General features: G+C 56.1%; 19 protein-coding genes. 11 read left to right on the forward strand and 8 right to left on the reverse strand.

Annotated features, from left to right (window positions below):
• Positions 1-35: 35 nt before the first annotated feature.
• The 5 genes from KQP88_RS11430 to KQP88_RS11450 all read left to right on the forward strand — a co-directional run bounded on the left by KQP88_RS11430 (position 36) and on the right by KQP88_RS11450 (position 6800).
• Positions 36-1271 carry a TolC family protein gene (locus KQP88_RS11430; protein ID WP_200994951.1) on the forward strand — a complete coding sequence of 412 codons (1236 nt, stop codon included), beginning with the start codon at positions 36-38 and terminating at the stop codon, positions 1269-1271.
• Positions 1272-1327: 56 nt separating this feature from the next.
• Entirely contained in the window at positions 1328-2614 is a 1287-nt protein-coding gene (locus tag KQP88_RS11435) for an efflux RND transporter periplasmic adaptor subunit (RefSeq protein WP_216705733.1), read from the forward strand.
• A 24-nt stretch (positions 2615-2638) separates the two neighbouring features.
• Positions 2639-5773, forward strand: coding sequence for a CusA/CzcA family heavy metal efflux RND transporter (locus KQP88_RS11440; RefSeq protein ID WP_216705734.1), 3135 nt, complete (start codon positions 2639-2641; stop codon positions 5771-5773).
• Between the two features lie 165 nt (positions 5774-5938).
• The gene (locus KQP88_RS11445) at positions 5939-6268 is read left to right on the forward strand and encodes a DUF2790 domain-containing protein (RefSeq protein WP_216705735.1); all 330 of its coding nucleotides are present in this window, start codon (positions 5939-5941) and stop codon (positions 6266-6268) included.
• Positions 6269-6467: 199 nt separating this feature from the next.
• The gene (locus KQP88_RS11450) at positions 6468-6800 is read left to right on the forward strand and encodes a DUF2790 domain-containing protein (protein ID WP_200994937.1); all 333 of its coding nucleotides are present in this window, start codon (positions 6468-6470) and stop codon (positions 6798-6800) included.
• 86 nt (positions 6801-6886) lie between these two features.
• Here the strand turns inward: KQP88_RS11450 and KQP88_RS11455 are convergent, their stop codons facing one another.
• The 5 genes from KQP88_RS11455 to KQP88_RS11475 form a co-directional block, all read right to left on the reverse strand.
• Positions 6887-7849 (reverse strand): class I SAM-dependent methyltransferase, encoded by a 963-nt coding sequence (locus KQP88_RS11455; protein WP_216705736.1) that lies wholly within the window; start codon positions 7847-7849, stop codon positions 6887-6889.
• A 79-nt stretch (positions 7850-7928) separates the two neighbouring features.
• Positions 7929-8633, reverse strand: a complete 705-nt coding sequence (locus KQP88_RS11460) for a YoaK family protein (protein ID WP_200994939.1) — start codon at positions 8631-8633, stop codon at positions 7929-7931.
• Positions 8634-8683: 50 nt separating this feature from the next.
• The gene (locus tag KQP88_RS11465; RefSeq protein WP_198726032.1) at positions 8684-8911 is read right to left on the reverse strand and encodes a hypothetical protein; all 228 of its coding nucleotides are present in this window, start codon (positions 8909-8911) and stop codon (positions 8684-8686) included.
• A 133-nt stretch (positions 8912-9044) separates the two neighbouring features.
• A complete protein-coding gene (locus KQP88_RS11470; protein ID WP_025260009.1) occupies positions 9045-9386 on the reverse strand; it encodes an FKBP-type peptidyl-prolyl cis-trans isomerase in 342 nt (113 codons plus the stop codon).
• A 121-nt stretch (positions 9387-9507) separates the two neighbouring features.
• Positions 9508-9789, reverse strand: a complete 282-nt coding sequence (locus KQP88_RS11475; protein WP_216705737.1) for a hypothetical protein — start codon at positions 9787-9789, stop codon at positions 9508-9510.
• A gap of 643 nt (positions 9790-10432) precedes the next feature.
• On the opposite strand from KQP88_RS11475, the gene KQP88_RS11480 reads away from it, so the two are divergent.
• Positions 10433-11998 carry a TerC family protein gene (locus KQP88_RS11480; protein ID WP_200994943.1) on the forward strand — a complete coding sequence of 522 codons (1566 nt, stop codon included), beginning with the start codon at positions 10433-10435 and terminating at the stop codon, positions 11996-11998.
• A gap of 160 nt (positions 11999-12158) precedes the next feature.
• Positions 12159-12431: a hypothetical protein gene (locus tag KQP88_RS11485; RefSeq protein ID WP_216705738.1), complete on the forward strand. Its 273-nt coding sequence runs from the start codon at positions 12159-12161 to the stop codon at positions 12429-12431.
• A gap of 5 nt (positions 12432-12436) precedes the next feature.
• Here the strand turns inward: KQP88_RS11485 and KQP88_RS11490 are convergent, their stop codons facing one another.
• From KQP88_RS11490 to KQP88_RS11500, 3 genes are all read right to left on the reverse strand, one after another.
• The gene (locus tag KQP88_RS11490; RefSeq protein WP_216705739.1) at positions 12437-13012 is read right to left on the reverse strand and encodes a GNAT family N-acetyltransferase; all 576 of its coding nucleotides are present in this window, start codon (positions 13010-13012) and stop codon (positions 12437-12439) included.
• 84 nt (positions 13013-13096) lie between these two features.
• Positions 13097-15109 (reverse strand): type VI secretion system Vgr family protein, encoded by a 2013-nt coding sequence (gene tssI, locus KQP88_RS11495; protein WP_216705740.1) that lies wholly within the window; start codon positions 15107-15109, stop codon positions 13097-13099.
• Positions 15110-15193: 84 nt separating this feature from the next.
• Positions 15194-15706, reverse strand: coding sequence for an Hcp family type VI secretion system effector (locus KQP88_RS11500; RefSeq protein ID WP_200992370.1), 513 nt, complete (start codon positions 15704-15706; stop codon positions 15194-15196).
• A gap of 545 nt (positions 15707-16251) precedes the next feature.
• On the opposite strand from KQP88_RS11500, the gene tssA reads away from it, so the two are divergent.
• Genes tssA through tssE form a run of 4 tightly spaced genes read left to right on the forward strand, consistent with a single transcriptional unit; the run spans position 16252 to position 20276 of the window.
• The gene (tssA, locus tag KQP88_RS11505) at positions 16252-17799 is read left to right on the forward strand and encodes a type VI secretion system protein TssA (protein ID WP_200992369.1); all 1548 of its coding nucleotides are present in this window, start codon (positions 16252-16254) and stop codon (positions 17797-17799) included.
• Positions 17800-17832: 33 nt separating this feature from the next.
• Entirely contained in the window at positions 17833-18339 is a 507-nt protein-coding gene (gene tssB, locus KQP88_RS11510) for a type VI secretion system contractile sheath small subunit (RefSeq protein ID WP_216705741.1), read from the forward strand.
• Between the two features lie 26 nt (positions 18340-18365).
• The gene (gene tssC, locus KQP88_RS11515) at positions 18366-19841 is read left to right on the forward strand and encodes a type VI secretion system contractile sheath large subunit (protein WP_200992367.1); all 1476 of its coding nucleotides are present in this window, start codon (positions 18366-18368) and stop codon (positions 19839-19841) included.
• Between the two features lie 27 nt (positions 19842-19868).
• Positions 19869-20276 carry a type VI secretion system baseplate subunit TssE gene (gene tssE / locus KQP88_RS11520; RefSeq protein WP_216705742.1) on the forward strand — a complete coding sequence of 136 codons (408 nt, stop codon included), beginning with the start codon at positions 19869-19871 and terminating at the stop codon, positions 20274-20276.
• Positions 20277-20316 lie beyond the last annotated feature (40 nt).

Raw genomic sequence — 20316 nt, forward strand, 5'->3', positions numbered from 1 at the left:
TCTTGAACAGTTCACCGGGCAGCAGACCCGGCAGAATGAAAATGGGCTTTGCCTGTGTGCTGTTCCTGGCGGTTTTCAGCCAGAGCGCGACGGCAGCGCAAGCGCAATCCATCACACTGTCCGACGCTCTGGACACGGCCTTTTCCATGAACCCCGATCTGGCTGCCGCTCGCAGGGAAATCGACATCGCGCTGGGGGAACGGCAGCAGGCCGGGTTGATACCCAATCCCGAACTGTCCTGGGAGATGGAGGACACCCGCAAGTCCACCAGCACCACAACCATCGCCATCAGTCAGGCGCTGGAACTGGGAGGCAAAAGAGGCGCTCGTGTCGATGTTGCCAGCCGTGGCCAGGATGTCGCCGCGCTTGAGCTGGAGCAACGTGGCAATGCCTTGCGGGGTGAGGTGATCCAGGGCTTTTATGCGGCCTTGCGGGCCCAGGCCGGTCTGGATCTGGCGCTGGAGTCCCAGACACTGGCCGAGCGAGGGCTCAAGGTTGCCGAAGGGCGTATCCAGGCTGGCAAGTCGTCGCCTGTAGAGGCCACCCGGGCTCAGGTGCAACTGGCCGAAACCCGTCTGCAGGTGCGTCAGGCGCAGATCGCCAAATCGGCTGCCTGGCGTGAACTGTCTCAGATCATGGGCCAGTCGCAGACCTCTTTCGAGCGCCTGCAATCCCCGAACCTGTCGCCGGGCAAGGCGCCTCACGGGCCAACCCTGTTGAATCAAATCAAACAGACCGCCGAGCTGCGTCTGGCCGAAACCCGCATCGCACTGGGCGAGGCGCAACTGGGTTCGCAGAAGGCGCAACGGATTCCAGACCTCACCGTCAGCGTGGGCAGCCAGTACAGCCGCGAAGACCGCGAGCGGGTCAATGTGGTCGGCTTTTCCGTGCCGATTCCCTTGTTCGATCGCAATCAGGGCAATGTCTTGGCCGCCGCACGGCGAGCCGATCAATCCCGTGACTTGCGCAACTCCGTGGAGTTGAAGCTGCGCACCCAGACGCAACTGGCGGTCGATCAGTGGGACACCGCAGCCCAGGAAGCCGAGGCGTTCACCAGGGTCATCCTGCCTGCCGCCCAACAGGCCGTCGACACCGCAACCCGCGGTTTCGAGATGGGCAAGTTCGGTTTCCTGGAAGTGCTCGATGCACAGCGCACCCTGATTTCTGCACGTAGCCAGTACCTGGAGTCGTTGGCCCGCGCGGCTGATGCACGGGTCGTCATCGAACGCATTTACGGCGACTCGGGCCGTTTCCTCACTCAACTTCAATAGCCAGCGGTGGCCAGCGACAGGAGCGTAAAGCCCTGAGTGGCCAATCAGGAGTCTTCATGAATAACAAACGCAACATTGCCGCTGCGACGGCAGTGGTGGTTCTCATTGGCCTGGGCAGTCTGACCCTGGGCGGCGGTCCGTTTTTCTCCAATGCTTCTTCCGAACATGCCCATGACGATGAAAAGGAATCGTCTCACGGCCAGGAGAAAGGCCATGAAGGGGAAGGTCATGACGATCACGGGGATGAGCCAAAAGGCAAACCGGCCGAAAAGGACGAGCATGGCGATGAAGGTCATGGGGAAGAAGGGCATGAAGAAGAGGGCGCGCTGGAGTTGAGCGAGGCCCAGATCAAGGCTGCCGGCATTGAGCTGGGTGTGGCCGCTTCTCGCCAGATGAGCACGTCCGTCTCGTTCCCCGGTGAAATCCGCTTCGATGAGGATCGCACCTCGCACGTGGTGCCACGAGTCAGCGGTGTCGTGGAAGAGGTGAAAGCCGATCTGGGGCAGCAGGTCAGAAAAGGCCAGGTTCTGGCGGTGATTGCCAGCCAGCAGGTCTCCGAGCAGCGCAGTGAGTTGAGCGCGGCGCAGCGCCGGGTCGAACTGGCCCGCCTGACATTCCAGCGGGAGAAAAAGCTCTGGGAAGACAAGATCTCGGCCGAGCAGGATTACCAGCAGGCGCGTCAGGCCTTGCAGGAGGCCGAAATCGCCCTGAGCAATGCCCGGCAGAAAGTCAGTGCCATGGGCGCTGCCGGCAAAGCCACCGGCAATCGCTACGAACTCGTTGCGCCTTTCGATTCCGTAGTCGTTGAAAAGCATCTGGGGCTTGGTGAAGTGGTCAGCGAGAGCAGCAACGTTTTCACGCTCTCGGATCTGTCCCGTGTCTGGGCCACCTTTGGTGTGACGCCCAAGGATCTGGACAAGGTGATTGTCGGGCGCAATGTCAAAGTCAGCTCGCCCGACATGAATGCCGAAGTCGAGGGGCAGGTGAGCTATGTCGGCAACCTGCTGGGCGAGCAGAGCCGGGCCGCGACGGTACGGGTGAAACTCGCCAACCCTCAGGGCGCCTGGCGGCCGGGACTGTTCGTCTCCGTTGCGGTGGCGGCGCATGCCAGCGAGGTTGCGGTCAGCATTCCCGAAGAAGCGATTCAGACCGTTGAAGACAAGCCTTCGGTCTTCGTGCGAACGCCACAGGGTTTCCAGGCCCAGCCAGTCACCCTCGGGCGTAGCGACAGCGGCTATGTGGAAGTGCTCAAGGGGCTGGCAGTCAACACACAAGTCGCAACCGCAGGCAGCTTCGTCCTCAAGTCGGAGCTGGGCAAGGGCTCGGCCGAGCATGCCCATTGATCCGCTACGCACGAGAACTCTTCCATGTTTGAACGCCTGATTCAATTTGCCATAGAGCAACGCATTGTCGTCATGCTGGCGGTCCTGCTGATGGCCGGGCTGGGCATTGCCAGCTACCAGAAGCTGCCCATTGATGCGGTGCCCGATATCACCAACGTCCAGGTGCAGATCAATACCGCTGCACCGGGTTTTTCTCCGCTGGAAACCGAGCAGCGCATTACCTTTGCCATCGAAACTGCCATGGCCGGGCTGCCGGGCCTGAAGCAGACCCGCTCGCTGTCGCGCTCGGGACTGTCCCAGGTTACGGTGATTTTCGAGGATGGCACCGACCTGTTTTTCGCTCGCCAGCAGGTCAGCGAGCGCTTGCAGACTGCCAAGGAGCAGTTGCCTGAAAACATCGATGCCATGATGGGGCCAGTCTCCACCGGTCTCGGGGAGATATTCCTCTGGACGGTCGAGGCCAGAGAGGGTGCGCTGAAAGAAGATGGCACGCCTTATACGCCTACTGACCTGCGGGTCATTCAGGACTGGATCATCAAGCCACAGTTGCGCAATGTGCCGGGTGTCGCCGAGATCAATACCATTGGCGGCTTTGCCAAGCAGTACCAGATCGCGCCCGATCCGAAAAAGCTGGCTGCCTACAAGTTGACGCTCAACGACCTGATCGTGGCCCTTGAACGCAACAACTCCAACGTCGGCGCTGGCTATATCGAGCGGGGTGGTGAGCAACTGGTGATCCGGGCGCCGGGGCAACTGGTCAATGAACTCGATATCGCCAATATCGTGATTGCCAATGTGCAGGGCACGCCGATCCGGGTGAGTCATGTGGCCGATGTGGTGATCGGCAAGGAACTGCGTTCCGGTGCAGCGACCGAAAACGGTCGTGAAGTCGTGCTGGGTACAGTCTTCATGCTGATCGGCGAAAACAGTCGCAGCGTCTCCCAGGCGGTGGCTGCGAAGCTGACCGAAATCAACCGCTCGCTGCCCAAGGGCGTCGTGGCGGTTACGGTGTATGACCGTACCAATCTGGTGGAAAAGGCCATTGCCACGGTCAAGAAGAACCTGATCGAAGGCGCAATTCTGGTCATCGCGGTCCTCTTCCTGTTCCTGGGTAACATCCGTGCGGCCCTGATCACCGCCATGGTGATTCCACTGGCCATGCTCTTCACTTTTACCGGCATGTTCGCCAACAAGGTCAGTGCCAACCTGATGAGCCTGGGGGCGCTGGACTTCGGCATTATCGTCGATGGCGCGGTGGTCATCGTCGAAAACTCCATTCGCAGGCTGGCCCATGCCCAGCAGCGCCATGGCCGGATGCTGACTCGCTCCGAACGTTTTCACGAGGTCTTTGCCGCTGCACGTGAGGCCCGGCGTCCTTTGATCTTCGGTCAACTGATCATCATGGTCGTGTACCTGCCGATCTTTGCCCTGACAGGTGTCGAAGGCAAGATGTTCCACCCCATGGCGTTTACGGTGGTCATTGCCCTGCTGGGTGCGATGATCCTGTCCGTGACCTTCGTACCGGCTGCCATTGCCATGTTCGTCACCGGCAAGGTGAAGGAAGAGGAAGGCGTGGTCATGCGTACGGCCCGCCAGCGATATGCACCGGTTCTGGACTGGGTGCTTGGCCACCGTACCCTGGCGTTCGGCATGGCGTTTGCGGTTATCGCCGTTTCGGGTGTTGCCGCCAGCCGAATGGGCAGTGAGTTCATTCCCAGTCTGAGTGAAGGTGACTTTGCCTTGCAGGCCTTGCGTGTTCCGGGCACCAGCCTGACCCAGTCGGTGGACATGCAGCAGCGTCTCGAGAAAGCCATTATCGAGCGCATGCCGGAAGTGGAGCGGGTGTTCGCCCGTACAGGGACTGCGGAAATCGCCGCCGACCCGATGCCGCCGAATATTTCCGACAGTTACGTGATGCTCAAGCCTGCCGATCAATGGCCTGATCCGAAGAAGTCCCGCGAGACACTGATTGCCGAGTTGCAGGCCGCTGCTGCCAGTGTGCCGGGCAGCAACTACGAGCTGTCCCAGCCGATTCAGTTGCGTTTCAACGAGCTGATTTCAGGCGTGCGCAGCGATGTAGCGGTGAAAGTGTTTGGCGATGACATGGATGTACTGAATCAGACCGCCAACAAGATCGCCGCAACGCTGCAGAAGGTCAGCGGTGCCTCGGAGGTCAAGGTCGAACAGACGACCGGCCTGCCGGTGCTGACAATCAATATCGACCGCGACAAGGCGGCCCGTTATGGCTTGAACATGGGCGATGTGCAGGATGCCATTGCGATTGCTGTCGGTGGGCGTCAGGCCGGTACGCTGTATGACGGGGACCGCCGTTTCGACATGGTGGTGCGTTTGTCCGAGAAGCTGCGCACCGACGTGAACGGGCTCTCGAACCTGCTGATTCCCGTTCCGGCCAGCCCGGGCAGCAGCAACGCGCAGATCGGCTTCATCCCGTTGTCCCAGGTGGCGAGCCTGGATCTGGTCCTCGGGCCGAATCAGATCAGCCGCGAAAACGGCAAGCGTCTGGTCATCGTCAGCGCCAACGTACGGGGCCGTGATCTTGGCTCGTTCGTGGAACAGGCCGGGCAATCCATTCAGGAGCAGGTGACGATCCCGCCGGGGTACTGGACCAGTTGGGGTGGCCAGTTCGAGCAGCTTCAATCGGCGGCACAGCGCCTGCAAATTGTGGTGCCCGTGGCGTTGCTGATGGTGCTGGCGCTGCTGTTCATGATGTTCAACAACCTCAAGGACGGCTTGCTGGTATTCACCGGGATTCCCTTTGCCTTGACGGGCGGTATCCTGGCGCTATGGCTGAGGGACATCCCGTTGTCGATTTCCGCCGGGGTCGGGTTCATTGCCTTGTCCGGTGTCGCAGTCTTGAATGGTCTGGTGATGATTGCCTTCATTCGTAACCTTCGGGAAGAAGGCTTCAGCCTGGAAAAAGCCATTCGTGAAGGCGCTTTGACAAGGTTGCGTCCGGTACTGATGACGGCTCTGGTTGCCTCTCTGGGCTTCATCCCCATGGCCCTGGCGACAGGCACCGGTGCAGAAGTGCAGAGGCCTCTGGCTACCGTCGTGATCGGCGGAATACTGTCGTCGACGATTCTGACTTTGCTGGTATTGCCAGCGCTGTATCAGTGGGCTCATCGTCGAGAAGAATAAGGCTTCAAGTTGTTGAAAGGCTCGTGGCGGGTGAACTGCCACGGGCTTTTTTATTTGGTTTTCATAAAGCGTTCAGAGCGATTACAAAATGGTAATTCTCGCGCAACGTTTTGGAAAGTGTCTGATTGCTACAGTGAGTCATCACTTGATAGGAGTCGTAATAAAATGAATGTTTTAAAACTGTCTGTTCTTGCCTTTGCGCTTGTTTCACCAGTGACTTCGTACGCTTTCAGTTCTGCGGATCTTCAAGGCGAAGAGCGGAGCAGGGTGCATCAACTAAAGGTTGAGGAATATGCAGCAAAAACGCAGAAGGCTGTTCCTGAAATAAAGAACTACGCCTACGGTATGAAGCTGGATATTGCCAGAGTGGTCGTTAAAACTCCGGCGCCGAAGAGTTGCGGAGTCAACTCCAAATTGATGACATATGAAAACTCCCTGGGCGAGCTCAATACGCTGCGCTACAAGGTGCTGAGTGACTGCGTTGGCAAGAATTGATGACGCTCCGGCGGCCTCGCGTTGTCGTCGTGGCTGGCGGCAGCTCAGGGTCCGTCAGTGAGCAGGCTTCTGTGAATATCACGATTTTTATTAGTAAAAACAAATAGAAACAATTGGTGCGTCAGGGTATGCCGGGTGGCATATTTTTACCGAGTGACTGTATTGCTACATTGAGTTACCACTAAAGAGGAGAAAAAAGATGAATGTTTTAAAGCTGTCCGTTCTTGCCTTTGCACTGGCTTCGCCATTGACCTCGTACGCTTTCAGTACGACGGACTTGCAGGGCAGTGATGAGCGCAGCAAAGCGCATCAGATCAAGGTCGAGGAATATGCGGCCAAGGTACAGAAGCCGGTTCCAGTTATACAGAACTATGCCTACGGAATGAAGCTGGATGTTGCCAAGGTAGTGATCAAGACCCCGGCACCTGGCGACTGCGGGATCAACTATAAGTTCATGACTTATGAAGACTCGCAAGGCGATCTCAATACACTGAGTTACAAGGCAATAACTGAGTGCGCCGGTAGAAACTGATGCCTGTAAACCAATAAGCGGCTGGCGCATATGCGCCAGCCGCTTATTGCATTTCAGGAAGGCAATCCCGGCTGCATTCCTCGCAGTTATGCCCATCCTGCCCGGGGTTCACCATCAGCCTTGAATACCAGAGCTTTCAAACCACCCTCGATACGGGCATCGGGAAATTCCGGCGGATTCTCCAGGCGTTGCTCGAAGCGCAGTCCCGGAGCTTCAACGGCTGTGTGCCGGATCAGAAAGTCTGTGCCGACTGCCGGATCGTTCATACAGGCCAGTACCGTTCCATCCTCGGTCAGCAGCTCCGGCAAGCGGCGCAGAACCCGCTGATAATCCTTGTCTAGCATGAAACTGCCTTTCTGGAATGACGGCGGGTCGATGATCACCAGATCGTAAGGGCCCGAGCGCGTGACTTTGGCCCAGGACTTGAACAGGTCGTGGCCCAGAAAGCTGACCCGGCTCAGATCATGGCCATTGAGCCTATGATTCTCACGTCCACGATTCAGCGCGGCCTTGGCCATGTCCAGATTGACCACATGATCGGCACCGCCGGCAATGGCGGCCACCGAAAAGCCGCAGGTATAGGCGAACAGATTCAAGATCCGCTTGCCCTTGGCCTGGGAGCGAACCCATTCGCGGCCATAACGCATGTCCAGAAACAGACCGCTGTTCTGTTTCTTGCCGAAATCCACCTTGTAGCGCAGGTTGTTCTCGGTGATGACCCACTCGTCCATCAGCTCGCCCACAAGGCATTGCACAGTGCTTTGTGGCAGATAGCGATGTTGCAGCAACAGCGTATGGGCCTGGCTCTGTTGCCATTGAGGGGAATGCGTCAGCTCCAGCAGCAGTCGGGTCAATGACTCCAGCTCTGACTCAAGTGATTCCCTGAACAGCGAGACCAGAACCACGCCCTGCATCCAGTCGACGGTAATGTGTTCAAGCCCCGGCCATACTCTGCCGCGTCCATGAAACAGGCGACGGGTTTCATCGGGCACGGTGCTCAAGGCATCGAGTACGTGCTGTTGCAGAGTGGCGAGCGCATCAGGGGTCATGACAAGGGTCGGTAATGAAAGGGCGCGTATGTTAAACGCATTTCAAGCGACGCTGAAATGGAAGAGCAATCCAGCCGCGTCAGCGTGGCATATAGCGGCGTTGCCAGCGATGGGGGATCTTCAGTGATACAAACCCCAGCAAGGCTGAGAACCCACCGCTGACCAGCAGTGCATTGAGGCCCATGTGCCGTTCAAGCACGGCGCCAATGACGGCACCGACAAACATGCCTGCCCACGGGACAAGCTGAATCCGCCAGCCATCGCGGCGTTCACCCAGCATCCTGCGTCCCAGGCCACGCCCGAAACGTGACAGCGCGCCGGTCACGTAGGTCAGGCCAACGGGAAGACCGTTGACCTGTTCGACAGCGGCATTGAGCATGCCCATGGCCAGAATGGCCCAGACAAGCGCCAGAATATTCGAATCCATCGGCCAGGCCGCAGCAGCGCAAAGCAGTGTCGCGACGCTGAGCAACAAGGGCAGGGCGCGTCTGCCACCCAGGCGGGCAACGATGACACCCAGGGCATTGCCTGCAATGAAGACGACAATGGCCAGTATCAGGCGGGTGGTGGTCCCCGAGTCACCGTCACTGATGGCGACGGCCAGGCGAGTGGTGTTGCCGCTCATGAATGAAACGAAATCCCCGGTGGCCATGAAGCCTATCGCATCCGTCATGCCCGCCAGCACTGACAGGCTGGCTGCCAGCGCCATGCCGACCCTGCCACGCCATTTCTGCATGTTCAGGTGTCTGGGGCTGGCGCTGATCTTTGTGGCGGATGGCAACATGGATGGCTCTCTGGCAGCAGGCAGCGCGGGGGCAGGGTTCTGTCCTTGTGTCACTGAGGTTTGGTGCGCACGATCCTTTTTGCCTTGACCTCGTCCACATACGCATTGAGCTGGTCGGCATCGCTGTAGAGCCGATTGACCAACTGCAGAATGGCGGTCACATCGACATCTTTCATGTCGGAGGCGAGCTTGAGAATTTCATCGGCTGTTTTTTCAAGATTGGAGGCAGTGCCCTTCAGGTGCCGCTTCAGCTCCTGGGTCGGCTTATTGAGAGCCATATATATTCCTGTCAGATAAATGTCTGAACTCCATGCCCAGAGCATGGCTTTTTCCACGGTAACAAGCAATCCGGGCGCGGTATCAGGCATTCACGAAGGAGATGGTGGCAGGCAGGTCATACCTGGCCCTTTATCAATCGTCGCGGGTCAGGACTTCCAGCAGCTCTATTTCAAACGTCAGATTGGAGCCGGGCTGGATATGGGCGCCCATCTTTCTGTCGCCATAGCCCAGGTGAGCCGGGACGAAAAGCTTGCGTTTGCCACCAACCTTCATGCCCATCAGGCCGATGTCCCAGCCCTTGATGACCCGACCAGTACCAATCACGCACTGGAATGGCTTGCCGCGCTCATGGGATGAATCGAAGACGGTGCCATCGTCCAGAACGCCAGTGTAATGGGTGGTAATCAAGGCGCCTTTTACTGCTTCCTTGCCGTCCCCGATATGCAGGTCGGTAATCTGTAGTTCGTTGCTCATGGCCTGATTGTCCTGTGGTGGTCGGGGCTGCTTTCTCGCAGAAAAGCCTTTGGGTGGCAAGTTGCGCAAACGAAAACGGGGAAGTTTTCACTTCCCCGTCTGGTGGTCGCTGCGTCTGGTGTCACAGGTTCTGTGTGCTGATCACCATGGCCTGGGCGATATTGGCCTTCTGCTCTTCGGTGAAGTGGTCCCAGACATTGACCTTGGCGTAGTAGCCAAGCCCGGCCAGGCAATACAGGCTCAGGGTGAGCACGATAAAGATCGAAATGAAGGTCCAGCGGCCCTGATCGTCTTCGCGATTGAAATCACGGGAGTAGGAGGTGTCTGCAGAGCGGCGGGATGCAAGCACCGAGGAAAGACGTTTGAACCATTGGAACAGGTGAATCACAACAAGCCGCAGCATCGGAAATAGCCTCAAGATCAGAAAACGGAGCTGGCTTTACGGCTCTGAGAGCCAGAAAGCAAAAGCTGAAAACGCAGAAAGCCCGTCAGGGACGGGCTTTCTTTTTATAAGTCGATTCAAGTCAGATGGGATGTCGCGACACGACAGGCAGGCTGTCCATGTTCGATTCCGCACTCGCTTGACGGTATTGCAACATTTTAAGACAAATGAAGGCTAGCAGCTACCGCCTGACCGCCGTCGTCAGATAACTGGTCGCCTTTGGGCGTGCGACATAGTGTCGCTGGAGGGGGCTTGGCCATGATCTTGGTCAATCTTTGTAATACTTATTCGACGGGTGAAATATCTTTTTCTATTGTAGGATCTCATCCCGCATTAATTTTCAGGATCATATGAATACCCCTCAGGAGCCTCCTGGTCGCTCTGCCTCATCAACACCCTCCATCTGCTCGCGTGCCCACGCCTCGTTATCGAGCGGATCTTCTTATTCAAGCACTGGTTTCTTCACTCTCTTGCAGGGTGTTCGCCCCGTCAGCCTTTTGCCCTCCGGATTTACCGAGCCAAGCCCGGTAATGCCTCGCAGTGCATGCTTGATTCTGCCGATGACATCTTCCCGCTATTTTCTGCACGAGACTGAATGATTCCTATGGAATGGATAACTGACCCCACGGCATGGCTTGGCCTGCTTACCCTGATCGTGCTTGAACTGGTACTGGGTATCGACAATCTGGTGTTCATTGCCATCCTGGCCGACAAACTGCCTCCCGAGCAGCGTGACAAGGCCCGGGTGATTGGTCTGTCCCTGGCGCTGATCATGCGACTTGGCCTGCTGGCGAGCATCTCCTGGATGGTGACGCTGACCGAGCCGCTGTTCGAGATATTCGACCACAGCTTCTCCGGGCGTGATCTGATCATGTTGTTCGGTGGTGTGTTCCTGCTGTTCAAGGCCACCATGGAGTTGCATGAGCGACTCGAAGGCCATGTCAGTCAGCGTGCCGGTAGTGCAACCTATGCCTTGTTCTGGCCTATCGTGGCGCAGATCGTGGTGCTGGATGCCGTGTTCTCGCTGGATGCCGTGATTACAGCGGTCGGCATGGTCGAACACCTGTCGATCATGATGATTGCCGTGATTTTCTCCATCGGCCTGATGCTGGTTGCCAGCAAGCCGCTGACCAAGTTCGTCAACAGCCACCCGACCGTCATCATGCTGTGTCTGGGCTTCCTGATGATGATTGGCTTCAGCCTGACTGCCGAAGGTCTGGGTTTCCACATACCTAAAGGCTATCTGTATGCCGCGATTGGCTTCTCGATCCTGATCGAGGTGTTCAACCAGATCGCTCGCAAGCGCAGCAAGAAGTCTGCCCATGGCCATCTGCCGCGCCGTGAGCGTGCAGCCCACGCGGTGATGCGCCTGCTGGGCGGCCGCAAGCTGGAAGCGGGTGAGGTCGATGAGGAAATCATCGAAATGATCGAGGGCGAAGGCACCGAGCCGGTCTTTGATCGTCGCGAGCGCGTCATGATCAGCGGCGTCCTGCAACTGGCCGAGCGTCAGGTGCGCACTGCCATGACACCGCGTACCGAAGTCGACTACATCGACATTGGTGATGATGCAGAGAAGATCCGACTCAAGCTGATGCACTCTTCATACTCCAGACTGCCGCTGATCGGCGAGGCTGGCATTGATGAGCCATTGGGCTTTGTGCACAAGAAGGAGTTGTTGAAGGAAATCCTGGCGGGTAACGAACCTGACCTGCGTCTGATGAGCCGCAAGGCGATCAACCTGCTGGATAACTTCACGATCCTCAATGCTCTGGAGCAGATGCGCAAAGAGTCGACTCACATTGCATTTGTGGTCAATGAGTTCGGCGACTTCATCGGTGTCTTGAGCATGACCGACATCCTGGAGTCCATCGCTGGCCAGTTGCCTGATGCCAGTGAGGTGGAAGGGCCGGATATCGTGCCACAGGGTGAGGACTTCCTGGTGTCGGGCGCCTTGAACCTGAGCCTGATCCGCGAGCGGACCGGTTTTCAGGCCAAGGCAACCGATGATTACCAGACCCTGGCCGGCCTGGTCATGAGTCTGCTGGATCGCTTGCCGGTGATCGGTGACAACCTGGACTGGCAAGGCTGGCAACTCAAGGTCGTCGGTGTCGAGGAACGGCGTGTGACGCGGGTTCTGCTGCAAAAGCAACCCGATGCGCAAACCTCTTAAACCTTGAATGTCGGGCGGGACGGGCACTTTTGGCCCGTCCCGCCCGCGTTTTGCTGTCGGCGGTCAGGCGAACCTGCACTGCCAGTGATGCTTGGTCTATCCTGCCTCATTCCCTGTGGTTTCAACATGCAGTCAACCACGTCCACAAACGGAGACTGCCATGGCCACTGCCTTCCTGTTCAATCCCAACCTGACCTACGACGTCGTTTCAACCCGCAAGTCCTACCCGATCTGGCGTATTCGCGAGCGCAAGGTCTATGCCTATCTGGAACATGACCCGCGCCGTGACTGGAGCGGCGAGATAGGCACCTTGAGTCTGGGAACCCCGCAGCGTTTGGTTGACCATGACGGGCAGACCATTGCCTATATCGTGGGAGCCGAAGTGCGGGACACCAAGGGACGAAGGTTTTCCCTGAACGAAGTCAAGGACTGAACAGGCTAGCGGCGCCTGGGGCGGGAAACCACTGATTCGATATTCTTGCGGCCGATCAGCTTTGGCTGTGCGGGTTCCCGGGCTTGTGGTTCATCGATCAGCCATTTGAACATCACCAGACAGTCCACCAGCCCCAACTGTCGATGGCGATAGGCACGTGGCAGACGTCCCACGGTTGCGAAGCCGAGCTTGCTCCACAGGGCCACCGCCGCTTCGTTGGTGGATACCACCGAGTTGAACTGCATGGCCAGGAAACCGCTTTCACGGGCCAGTTGCTGGGAATGCTCGCACATCAGGCGGGCCACGCCACGTCCGCGTGCAGCCTCGGTCACCATGTAGCCGCAGTTGCTGACATGACTCCCGGGGCCGGCTGCGTTGGCCTTGAGGTAATAACTGCCCAGCAACTGACCGTCCTCTTCAGCGACCAGGGTATGCAAGGGCAATCCCATCCACAGGTCCCGTGCCTGTTCCCTAGTCAGTGCCGGGTCATAAGCGTAGGTTTCCTGTGCCACCACGACAGCCTGAAACGTGGGCCAGAAAATCTCGAAATCGTCGTGGGTCATGGGGCGAATCTGGATCATGGGGTTCCTTGCAGAAGGGGATGCAGCACAGTGGCTCGTTATCAGCCGGGTAGATTCTGCCTGAGCCCCAGGCTGTTTTGCACCCTATGATTCCTGGCATACCTCGCAACGCGCAGCCCGCTTGCGGTTCAGCGCCAGAAATTGCGGTTGTGCCAGCAATTGTCCAGGCTGGTTCATATCTACCGATTGCAGGGGACCCGGTAATAAAGGCAGTGCAGGGGTTCCCATACCGGGAAAAGCAATTTCATTGATTCTGACCAATGGCCCGTTGATCATTACTCCACTGTGATCGATCTTGATAAAGCTGCCGCCGACTCTGAGGGTCAGTTCCATACCCGCATCGATCACCAGCTTGTTACCGGACTTGAGATGGATTTCCTGACCGGCCTCGACCAGTTGCGCCATCCCCACCTTGATGTTCTGAACCTGAGCAATGCTCAGGTGATCGTTCGCCCTGATTTCCACCTTGCGGTCGGCGTTGACGGTGCAGTGTTCCTCGGCCCCGAATTCGCTGTAGCTGTTGGCCTCGACCCGGTCGTGGCGCTCGTTGCCGACATGGATCTTCTGGTCGTGGCCGATGCTCTGGTCCCAGTTGCGCTGGGCGTGGATGAAGATCTGTTCCTGATCCTTGCGGTCTTCGATACGCAGCTCGTTAGAACCCCCGCCGCCGGGGCTGCTCAAGGTCTTGAAGACGCTGCGGGTGCGATGCTCGGGCAGGGCGTAGGGCGGGGTGTTTTCGGCGTGGTACAGGCAACCGGTCACCAGCGGCTGATCGGGGTCACCTTCCAGAAAGGTCACCAGCACTTCCATGCCGACTCGCGGCAGGGCAACAGCGCCATACCGATTACCTGCCCAACTGGACGAGACCCGCAACCAGCAACTGCTTCGGGCATCCTGCCGGCCCTCGCGATCCCAGTGGAACTGCACCTTGATCCGGCCATGCGGGTCGCAATGGATTTCCTGATCCTGCGGCCCGGTGACGATAGCGGTCTGGCTGCCCATCATGCGCGGCTTGGGGTGGCGAAGGGGCGGGCGGTAAAAGGCGTCCCAGGGCGTGCCCCGGAAGGTGTTGCGATAGCCCGGCCAGTCAGGTTCTTGTCCTTGACCAGCGGTTTCTTCCAGCACCTGAGGCTGATGACCTTCGTGGTGCACTTCGGTCAGCAGCCAGAGCTGATTCCAGCTTTTTTGCGGATGTTCGGTCAGGTCCAGAAAGTGACCGCTGACCAGTGCCGGCTGGTCGCTCTGGCCTTCGGCGAGGCGGTAATCGTGCCGATGGCGTTCCAGTGCCCGCCTGGTCAGTAGCTTGCCGCGCTCACGGTCGGTGAAACGGGCTGGGTAATCGTAATCCTCAAGGTCTGGCAGGGTCTGGTGATCGACTGCGCTTTCAAGAGATACCTGAGGTTTCTGAAAGTCGTAGTCCCGGCGGGTAGTACGAGTGGTACGGGTTTCCAGGCGAACATTGAAACGCTTGACCGCCGGCTCATAGGTGACCATCCCGCTGTCCTGCCGATAGCTCAGGGGAGCAAGCCGGGGGAAGACGGTCTGGTCATCGCCAAACATCAGCCGGTGCATCGTTCGGCTGTGCTGGAAGTGATAGTGCAGGCCTTCTTCTTCACAGAGGCGCTGGATGAAATGCAGGTCCGATTCGTCGTACTGCACGCAGTATTCGCGTTTGGGGTACGGCAGGCCGAGCTGGAAGTGATAGCGGTCGGCAAGGATGCCGTGGTCCTGCAGCACCCGGGCAATGATGTCCGGCACGGATTGCTGCTGGAAGATACGTTGATTGAGGCGGTGGCCCAGGTACGACAGCTGCGGTCGCAGGGTCATGGCGTAATGAGTCAGACGCTTGCGGGAATCGCCCTGGGCGATGCGATCAATCAGGCCATGCACGCCAATGTCGTCGGGGCCGAACTGCAGAAAGGCCGGACGGTGCAGGAAGTCGTCCAGGTCCAGCGCCGGATCTTCGCTGACCAGTTCCAGCTCAAAGGCATAGGGCTGGCTGATGGCCTCGGTGCCGGTAAAGGCCAGTACCTTGAAGTCATGTTTGACGTCTTGCAGGTGCAGGGTGAAATGCGCCTGATGGATGGGGGCGGACATCACGTATTCTCCATGTCTGGATAAGTGACAGCTTTAGCCCTATCGATTCTGTGGAATCGATAGGGTGGTTATTCAGACTTGGGTTCAGCGGGGGGTGCGCCAGTCGTCAGAGCCGTTAGTCCCCGCTTTTTCGTGGGTCCAGATTATTTTGCGGTAGCTGAAATGCACATCTTCCAGATGGGTGAAGTGAGCATTGCCAGGGTCCTGGCAGTTGAGCATGTAGTCCTTGATTTCCACGATGATCGCGTCTTCCAGTTTGGTGGTGTAATAGTGCTCCTGGGTGCCGGTACTGGAAGTGCGGTACCACTTGATTACGACTTCGGACAGACACTCGCCGGCGGTTAGTGCCTCCAGCAAAAGTGGAGAAGCCTTGTCGAAGACCTTGGTGATACACAGTGGGGTATGTATGCGTTGACCGGTAGGCTGGCCTGATTGAGGGTCACGCGGGATGGTCACTACATGGCTAAAACCCTGGACCATGACCTCATCTTCATGGGCTTCCTGATAAGTGTTTCCAACCGAGTCTGATGTAAAGGCACCTGCGGTAATCAGACCTTGTTTTTCACCTGTTATGGACATGTAAGCGGGTGTGGCCATTGATACTCTCCTTGCAAAAAAATAAGTGTCCGGCAGCGTATTTCGCTTATGGATCGAACTGGCTAATACCAAGAAATGTGCCAGTTTTCATTTTTTCTTTTAAAACAGTAAGTTGGCTTATTGCTAGTTTGGGGTTGAGTGTTTTAAAGGGGTTGAAGTGCGCAATTTTCTGCGCATTTGCGCAATTTTTGTATTGGGGCTCTCATGTGCTTTTTTGTGGGCATCTCGGGAGTTTATTCACAGCTTTATCCACATTTTGCTGCGCAGAATTTTGCGCATGATAGCTTTTATGGTGCTTTATAAAATGATGGAAATTCAATTTTTTGTTCGATGGGGTAGTGTTTGTGAGAATTCTAGGGTTGCTGTAAATTTTTTCCTTTCAGCCATGTAGGAAAAGTCTGAAAGTTTGCGGTGTAGCCAGTTCATGCTTGTTAAAGAATTTTTTCAGCGATAGGGTGCGCGACATGAATTTTCAGTGCGCTTTCTGGTTCTGACGTGTTGTCTGTTTGTGATTCGGCAAGCAGTTTCAGGATGAAGACTAATTGATGACTTACTCGGACACGCTTTCCAGTCGTTACCTTGAGCTTGTCGAGCGCCCTGTTTCCGAGCAGTGTCCAGAAGGTGATGATGTTCGTTTTTCAACCGAGTTCGAGGCTCTTGAGGGAGAATTGAGTAAAGTCTACTCCTTGCAGGGAAGTGTTCAGGTTGACTGGTTGAAAGTGCGTGAACTCAGTGAGCATATCCTGCGGGAGAACTCAAAGGATCTGCGTGTTGCTGTCTGGTTGGTCTGGGCCTTGTATCAATGTGAATCATTTCCCGGCTTGTTGGCGGGGATTAACTTGCTTCATCATTTATGCAGTCATCGCTGGCAGGTACTTCATCCGCGCAAGTCAAGAACCCGAACGGCTGCACTTAACTGGTTGGTGCCACGGCTTGAACAGGTGCTTGTCGAAGGTGTATCCGTTACTACACAGTTACCGCTGTTTCAAAATCTGGTTGAAACGCTTGAAGCGCTGGACAATTTACTGACGAATTATCTGGGTGATGAGGCCCCGCTGATTTTACCTGTTCGTCGCAGGCTTGCCGTCATGGTTCAACGTGCAGTCGAAAGCAAAGCCGATACAGAAACTCTGATTGTTCAGGTAAAGCAGGTTGCTGCCAGGGTTTTTAAAAGTGATGTCCATATTGAGAGTGAAAAAGATGCACATAAGGCATTAAAGGCACAGCAGGAAAGTGCGCAGAAACTATGTGCCTGGTGGTTGCGTCAGAAAGCTACAGATGTCCGCGCCTTGCGTCTGAGTCGTACGGTGTTCTGGTTGTCTATCGATAAAGTGCCCGAGTGTAATGTCAGGCAAGTAACTGCATTGCATGGTTTGTCCGCGGAAAAATTGAATGGCTATGCCGAGCGTTTCAAGCAAGGGCGTTACGCGGATCTGATAGTTGATATTGAGGCCAGCCTTGCGCTGACGCCTTTCTGGTTTGATGGGCAGCGGCTGCTATGGGAGTGTTTGCGTGCATTGAAAGCAGAGTCGGCAATGAGGGAGGTTGAAATCCTTTTTGCACTGTTTCTGGAGCGCCTTCCAGGGATCTGCGATTTGAAATTCCAGGACGGATCACCGTTTGCCGATGATGATACCCATCGCTGGATCAATGAGCAGGTCATGCCTCACCTTCATGTCGATACTGTTGATGATACCCCTGACGAACGTGTCGTTCAGCCTGAGTGGGATGTCGTGTTGGAAGAGGCACTATCGGTTTTGCGCAGCGATGGCCTGAAGTCCGCTGTTCAGATGCTGAAACAGAAGTTGCAGAGTTCTCAGGGGCAGCGGGAACGCTTTCATTGGCAGTTTGCTTTGGCGAAGATTTGTTATTCCGCCAAGAAGTATGAACTTGCCAAAAGCCAGCTGGAAGTGCTGGATCAATATTTACAGGATTCAGGGCTTCATACATGGGAGCCGGAGCTTTCTCTGAAAGTGATGCACACATTGAATAGCTGCTATGAGTGCTTGCCGCAAAGTAACGTGGTAAGGGAGCGCAAGGATGAAATATATCGCAGGCTTTGTCACCTCGATCTTGAGGTGTTACTTGAGTAAGCCTTGAAGGCTAGAACGGTAAGGGAGAAACGTATGGCAAAAGAAGGTTCTGTCGCGCCTAAGGAACGTATCAATGTCACCTTCAAACCTGCTATTGGAGGTGCAAAGGAAGAGATTGAACTTCCCTTGAAGTTATTGGTGCTGGGTGATTTCACGCAGCGAGCCGATGAGCGAAAGCTTGAAGATCGTAAAGCGATAAGCATCGATAAAAACAGTTTTGATGCTGTGCTGGAAAAGCAGGAGTTGACGCTTTCTGTGAATGTGCCCAACCGTCTTCAAGAATCCGATGGCAACGAGGAGTTAGGGGTGCATATCCGTGTCCGTTCACTCAAGGACTTCAACCCGGCCAGCCTGGCAGAACAGGTCCCTGAACTGAAAAAGCTTATGGAACTGCGGGATGCCCTCATGGCACTCAAGGGGCCTTTGGGGAATGTGCCTGCCTTCCGCAAGGCGATTGAAAGTGTGTTGGCCGATGCCGAGTCCCGCGATCGTGTATTGGGTGAGTTGGGTCTGGATATGGCTGCATCGGTAAACGCCTGAGTTCTACGTATAAGGAAATCGATTTAATGAGTGCTGAAGCGCTACGGTCAGAAAATGACAACGCTGTCGAGTATGGGGTTCTTGACCGGATTATCGCCGAAACAAGACTGGCCCCCGGTGACGAAGCTTATGATATTGCCAAACGCGGAGTGGCGGCTTTCATTGAGGAACTGCTGAAACCACACAACAGCCAGGAGCCCGTTAAAAAGGCATTGGTCGATCGCATGATCGCCGAGATCGATACACGGCTTAGCCAGCAAATGGATGAGATTCTGCATCACGAGGACTTTCAGGCACTGGAAGCCTCATGGCGCGGTCTGCAATTGCTGGTTGATCGCACGGATTTTCGTGAAAATATCAAAATCGAAATATTGAATGTATCCCGGCAAGACTTGCTGGATGATTTTGAAGACTCGCCAGAAATCATGCAGTCAGGCCTTTATAAGCATGTCTACACCGCCGAATATGGGCAGTTCGGTGGTAATCCCGTTGGTGCAATCATCGCCAACTACTTTTTTTCGCCAAGTTCGCCTGACGTGAAAACCCTGCAGTATGTATCGAGCGTTGCCTGCATGGCCCATGCGCCATTCATTGCTGCTGCCGGTCCTGGCTTCTTTGGTCTTGAGCAATTTACAGGCTTGCCTGATCTCAAGGACCTGAAAGATCACTTCGATGGTCCGCAATTCGCCAAGTGGCAAAGTTTTCGCCAGCAGGAAGATGCTCGTTACTGTGCCCTGACTGTGCCTCGTTTTCTCCTGCGTAACCCCTATGACCCGCAAGAGAACCCGGTCAAGACGTTTGTCTACAGGGAAAACGTTTCCGGCAGCCATGAGCATTACTTATGGGGCAATACGGCCTACGCATTTGCTACCCGCCTGACCGACAGTTTTGCCAGGTTTCGCTGGTGTCCGAACATCATCGGCCCTCAGAGTGGCGGTGCTGTCGAGGATCTGCCGCTGCACCATTTCCAGAGCATGGGTGAGATCGAAACCAAGATCCCTACCGAGGTGCTGATTTCCGATCGCCGTGAGTACGAGCTTGCCGAAGAGGGTTTCATTGCACTGACCATGCGCAAGGGCAGTGATAACGCCGCTTTTTTCTCCGCCAGCTCTGTGCAGAAACCCAAGTTTTTCGGCATCAGCGCCGAAGGGAAGACGGCCGAGTTGAACTACAAGCTCGGCACCCAACTGCCGTACATGATGATCGTCAACCGCTTGGCGCATTACCTCAAAGTGCTGCAGCGTGAACAGCTTGGTTCCTGGAAGGAGCGTACCGATCTTGAGCTTGAACTGAACAAGTGGATTGGTCAGTACGTGGCCGATCAGGAAAACCCGAGCGCTGATGTGCGTGGCAGGCGTCCATTGCGTGCCGCGCAGATTACCGTCAGTGATGTTGAAGGTGAGCCGGGTTGGTACCGGGTCAGCCTGAACGTGCGACCTCACTTCAAATACATGGGAGCGGACTTTACGCTTTCCCTGGTCGGCAAGCTGGACAAGGAGTAACCGGATGCAAGTTACAGGCGCTCGGCCATGAATCCTTACGGTAGCCTTTTCGAGCGCCTTGGCGGTGAAACCAGGAGCCGTAACAGCTTGAGTCGCGAAGAGTGTGTCATTGCTTCGGTGGCTGCTCATCTTGCGAAGATGCTCGGCACTCGGGCGGGTAGTGTGCAGACAAAGCCTGATTATGGGCTGCCGGATTTGAATGACATGCGCATGAGCCTGCATGACACTCATGCCCGGTCTCGATCGGCTATCGAGGCTTTCATCAGAACCTGTGAGCCTCGATTGTCCGAAGTGCGCGTGATATCCCTGCCGCCAGAAGAGGGAAAATTGAAGTTGCGATTTTCCATTGAAGGTTTTCTATCCGTGGAAAGTGTGAAGCGCGCTGTTCGTTTTACTGCAAGTCTGGGTGATGGCGGGAAAGTCGATATAAGTTAAGGGTCAATCAACGTCTGGTCGGGTGTGCGTGTGTTTCGGC

The organism is Pseudomonas lijiangensis, assembly GCF_018968705.1.
GTDB lineage: Bacteria > Pseudomonadota > Gammaproteobacteria > Pseudomonadales > Pseudomonadaceae > Aquipseudomonas > Aquipseudomonas lijiangensis.

Coding starts and splice junctions, on each gene's coding strand:
- KQP88_RS11430 (WP_200994951.1), top strand. CDS start 36: ATGAAAATGGGCTTTGCCTGTGTGCTGTTCCTGGCGGTTTTCAGCCAG.
- KQP88_RS11435 (WP_216705733.1), top strand. CDS start 1,328: ATGAATAACAAACGCAACATTGCCGCTGCGACGGCAGTGGTGGTTCTC.
- KQP88_RS11440 (WP_216705734.1), top strand. CDS start 2,639: ATGTTTGAACGCCTGATTCAATTTGCCATAGAGCAACGCATTGTCGTC.
- KQP88_RS11445 (WP_216705735.1), top strand. CDS start 5,939: ATGAATGTTTTAAAACTGTCTGTTCTTGCCTTTGCGCTTGTTTCACCA.
- KQP88_RS11450 (WP_200994937.1), top strand. CDS start 6,468: ATGAATGTTTTAAAGCTGTCCGTTCTTGCCTTTGCACTGGCTTCGCCA.
- KQP88_RS11455 (WP_216705736.1), bottom strand. CDS start 7,849: ATGACCCCTGATGCGCTCGCCACTCTGCAACAGCACGTACTCGATGCC.
- KQP88_RS11460 (WP_200994939.1), bottom strand. CDS start 8,633: ATGTTGCCATCCGCCACAAAGATCAGCGCCAGCCCCAGACACCTGAAC.
- KQP88_RS11465 (WP_198726032.1), bottom strand. CDS start 8,911: ATGGCTCTCAATAAGCCGACCCAGGAGCTGAAGCGGCACCTGAAGGGC.
- KQP88_RS11470 (WP_025260009.1), bottom strand. CDS start 9,386: ATGAGCAACGAACTACAGATTACCGACCTGCATATCGGGGACGGCAAG.
- KQP88_RS11475 (WP_216705737.1), bottom strand. CDS start 9,789: ATGCTGCGGCTTGTTGTGATTCACCTGTTCCAATGGTTCAAACGTCTT.
- KQP88_RS11480 (WP_200994943.1), top strand. CDS start 10,433: ATGGAATGGATAACTGACCCCACGGCATGGCTTGGCCTGCTTACCCTG.
- KQP88_RS11485 (WP_216705738.1), top strand. CDS start 12,159: ATGGCCACTGCCTTCCTGTTCAATCCCAACCTGACCTACGACGTCGTT.
- KQP88_RS11490 (WP_216705739.1), bottom strand. CDS start 13,012: ATGATCCAGATTCGCCCCATGACCCACGACGATTTCGAGATTTTCTGG.
- tssI (WP_216705740.1), bottom strand. CDS start 15,109: ATGTCCGCCCCCATCCATCAGGCGCATTTCACCCTGCACCTGCAAGAC.
- KQP88_RS11500 (WP_200992370.1), bottom strand. CDS start 15,706: ATGGCCACACCCGCTTACATGTCCATAACAGGTGAAAAACAAGGTCTG.
- tssA (WP_200992369.1), top strand. CDS start 16,252: ATGACTTACTCGGACACGCTTTCCAGTCGTTACCTTGAGCTTGTCGAG.
- tssB (WP_216705741.1), top strand. CDS start 17,833: ATGGCAAAAGAAGGTTCTGTCGCGCCTAAGGAACGTATCAATGTCACC.
- tssC (WP_200992367.1), top strand. CDS start 18,366: ATGAGTGCTGAAGCGCTACGGTCAGAAAATGACAACGCTGTCGAGTAT.
- tssE (WP_216705742.1), top strand. CDS start 19,869: ATGAATCCTTACGGTAGCCTTTTCGAGCGCCTTGGCGGTGAAACCAGG.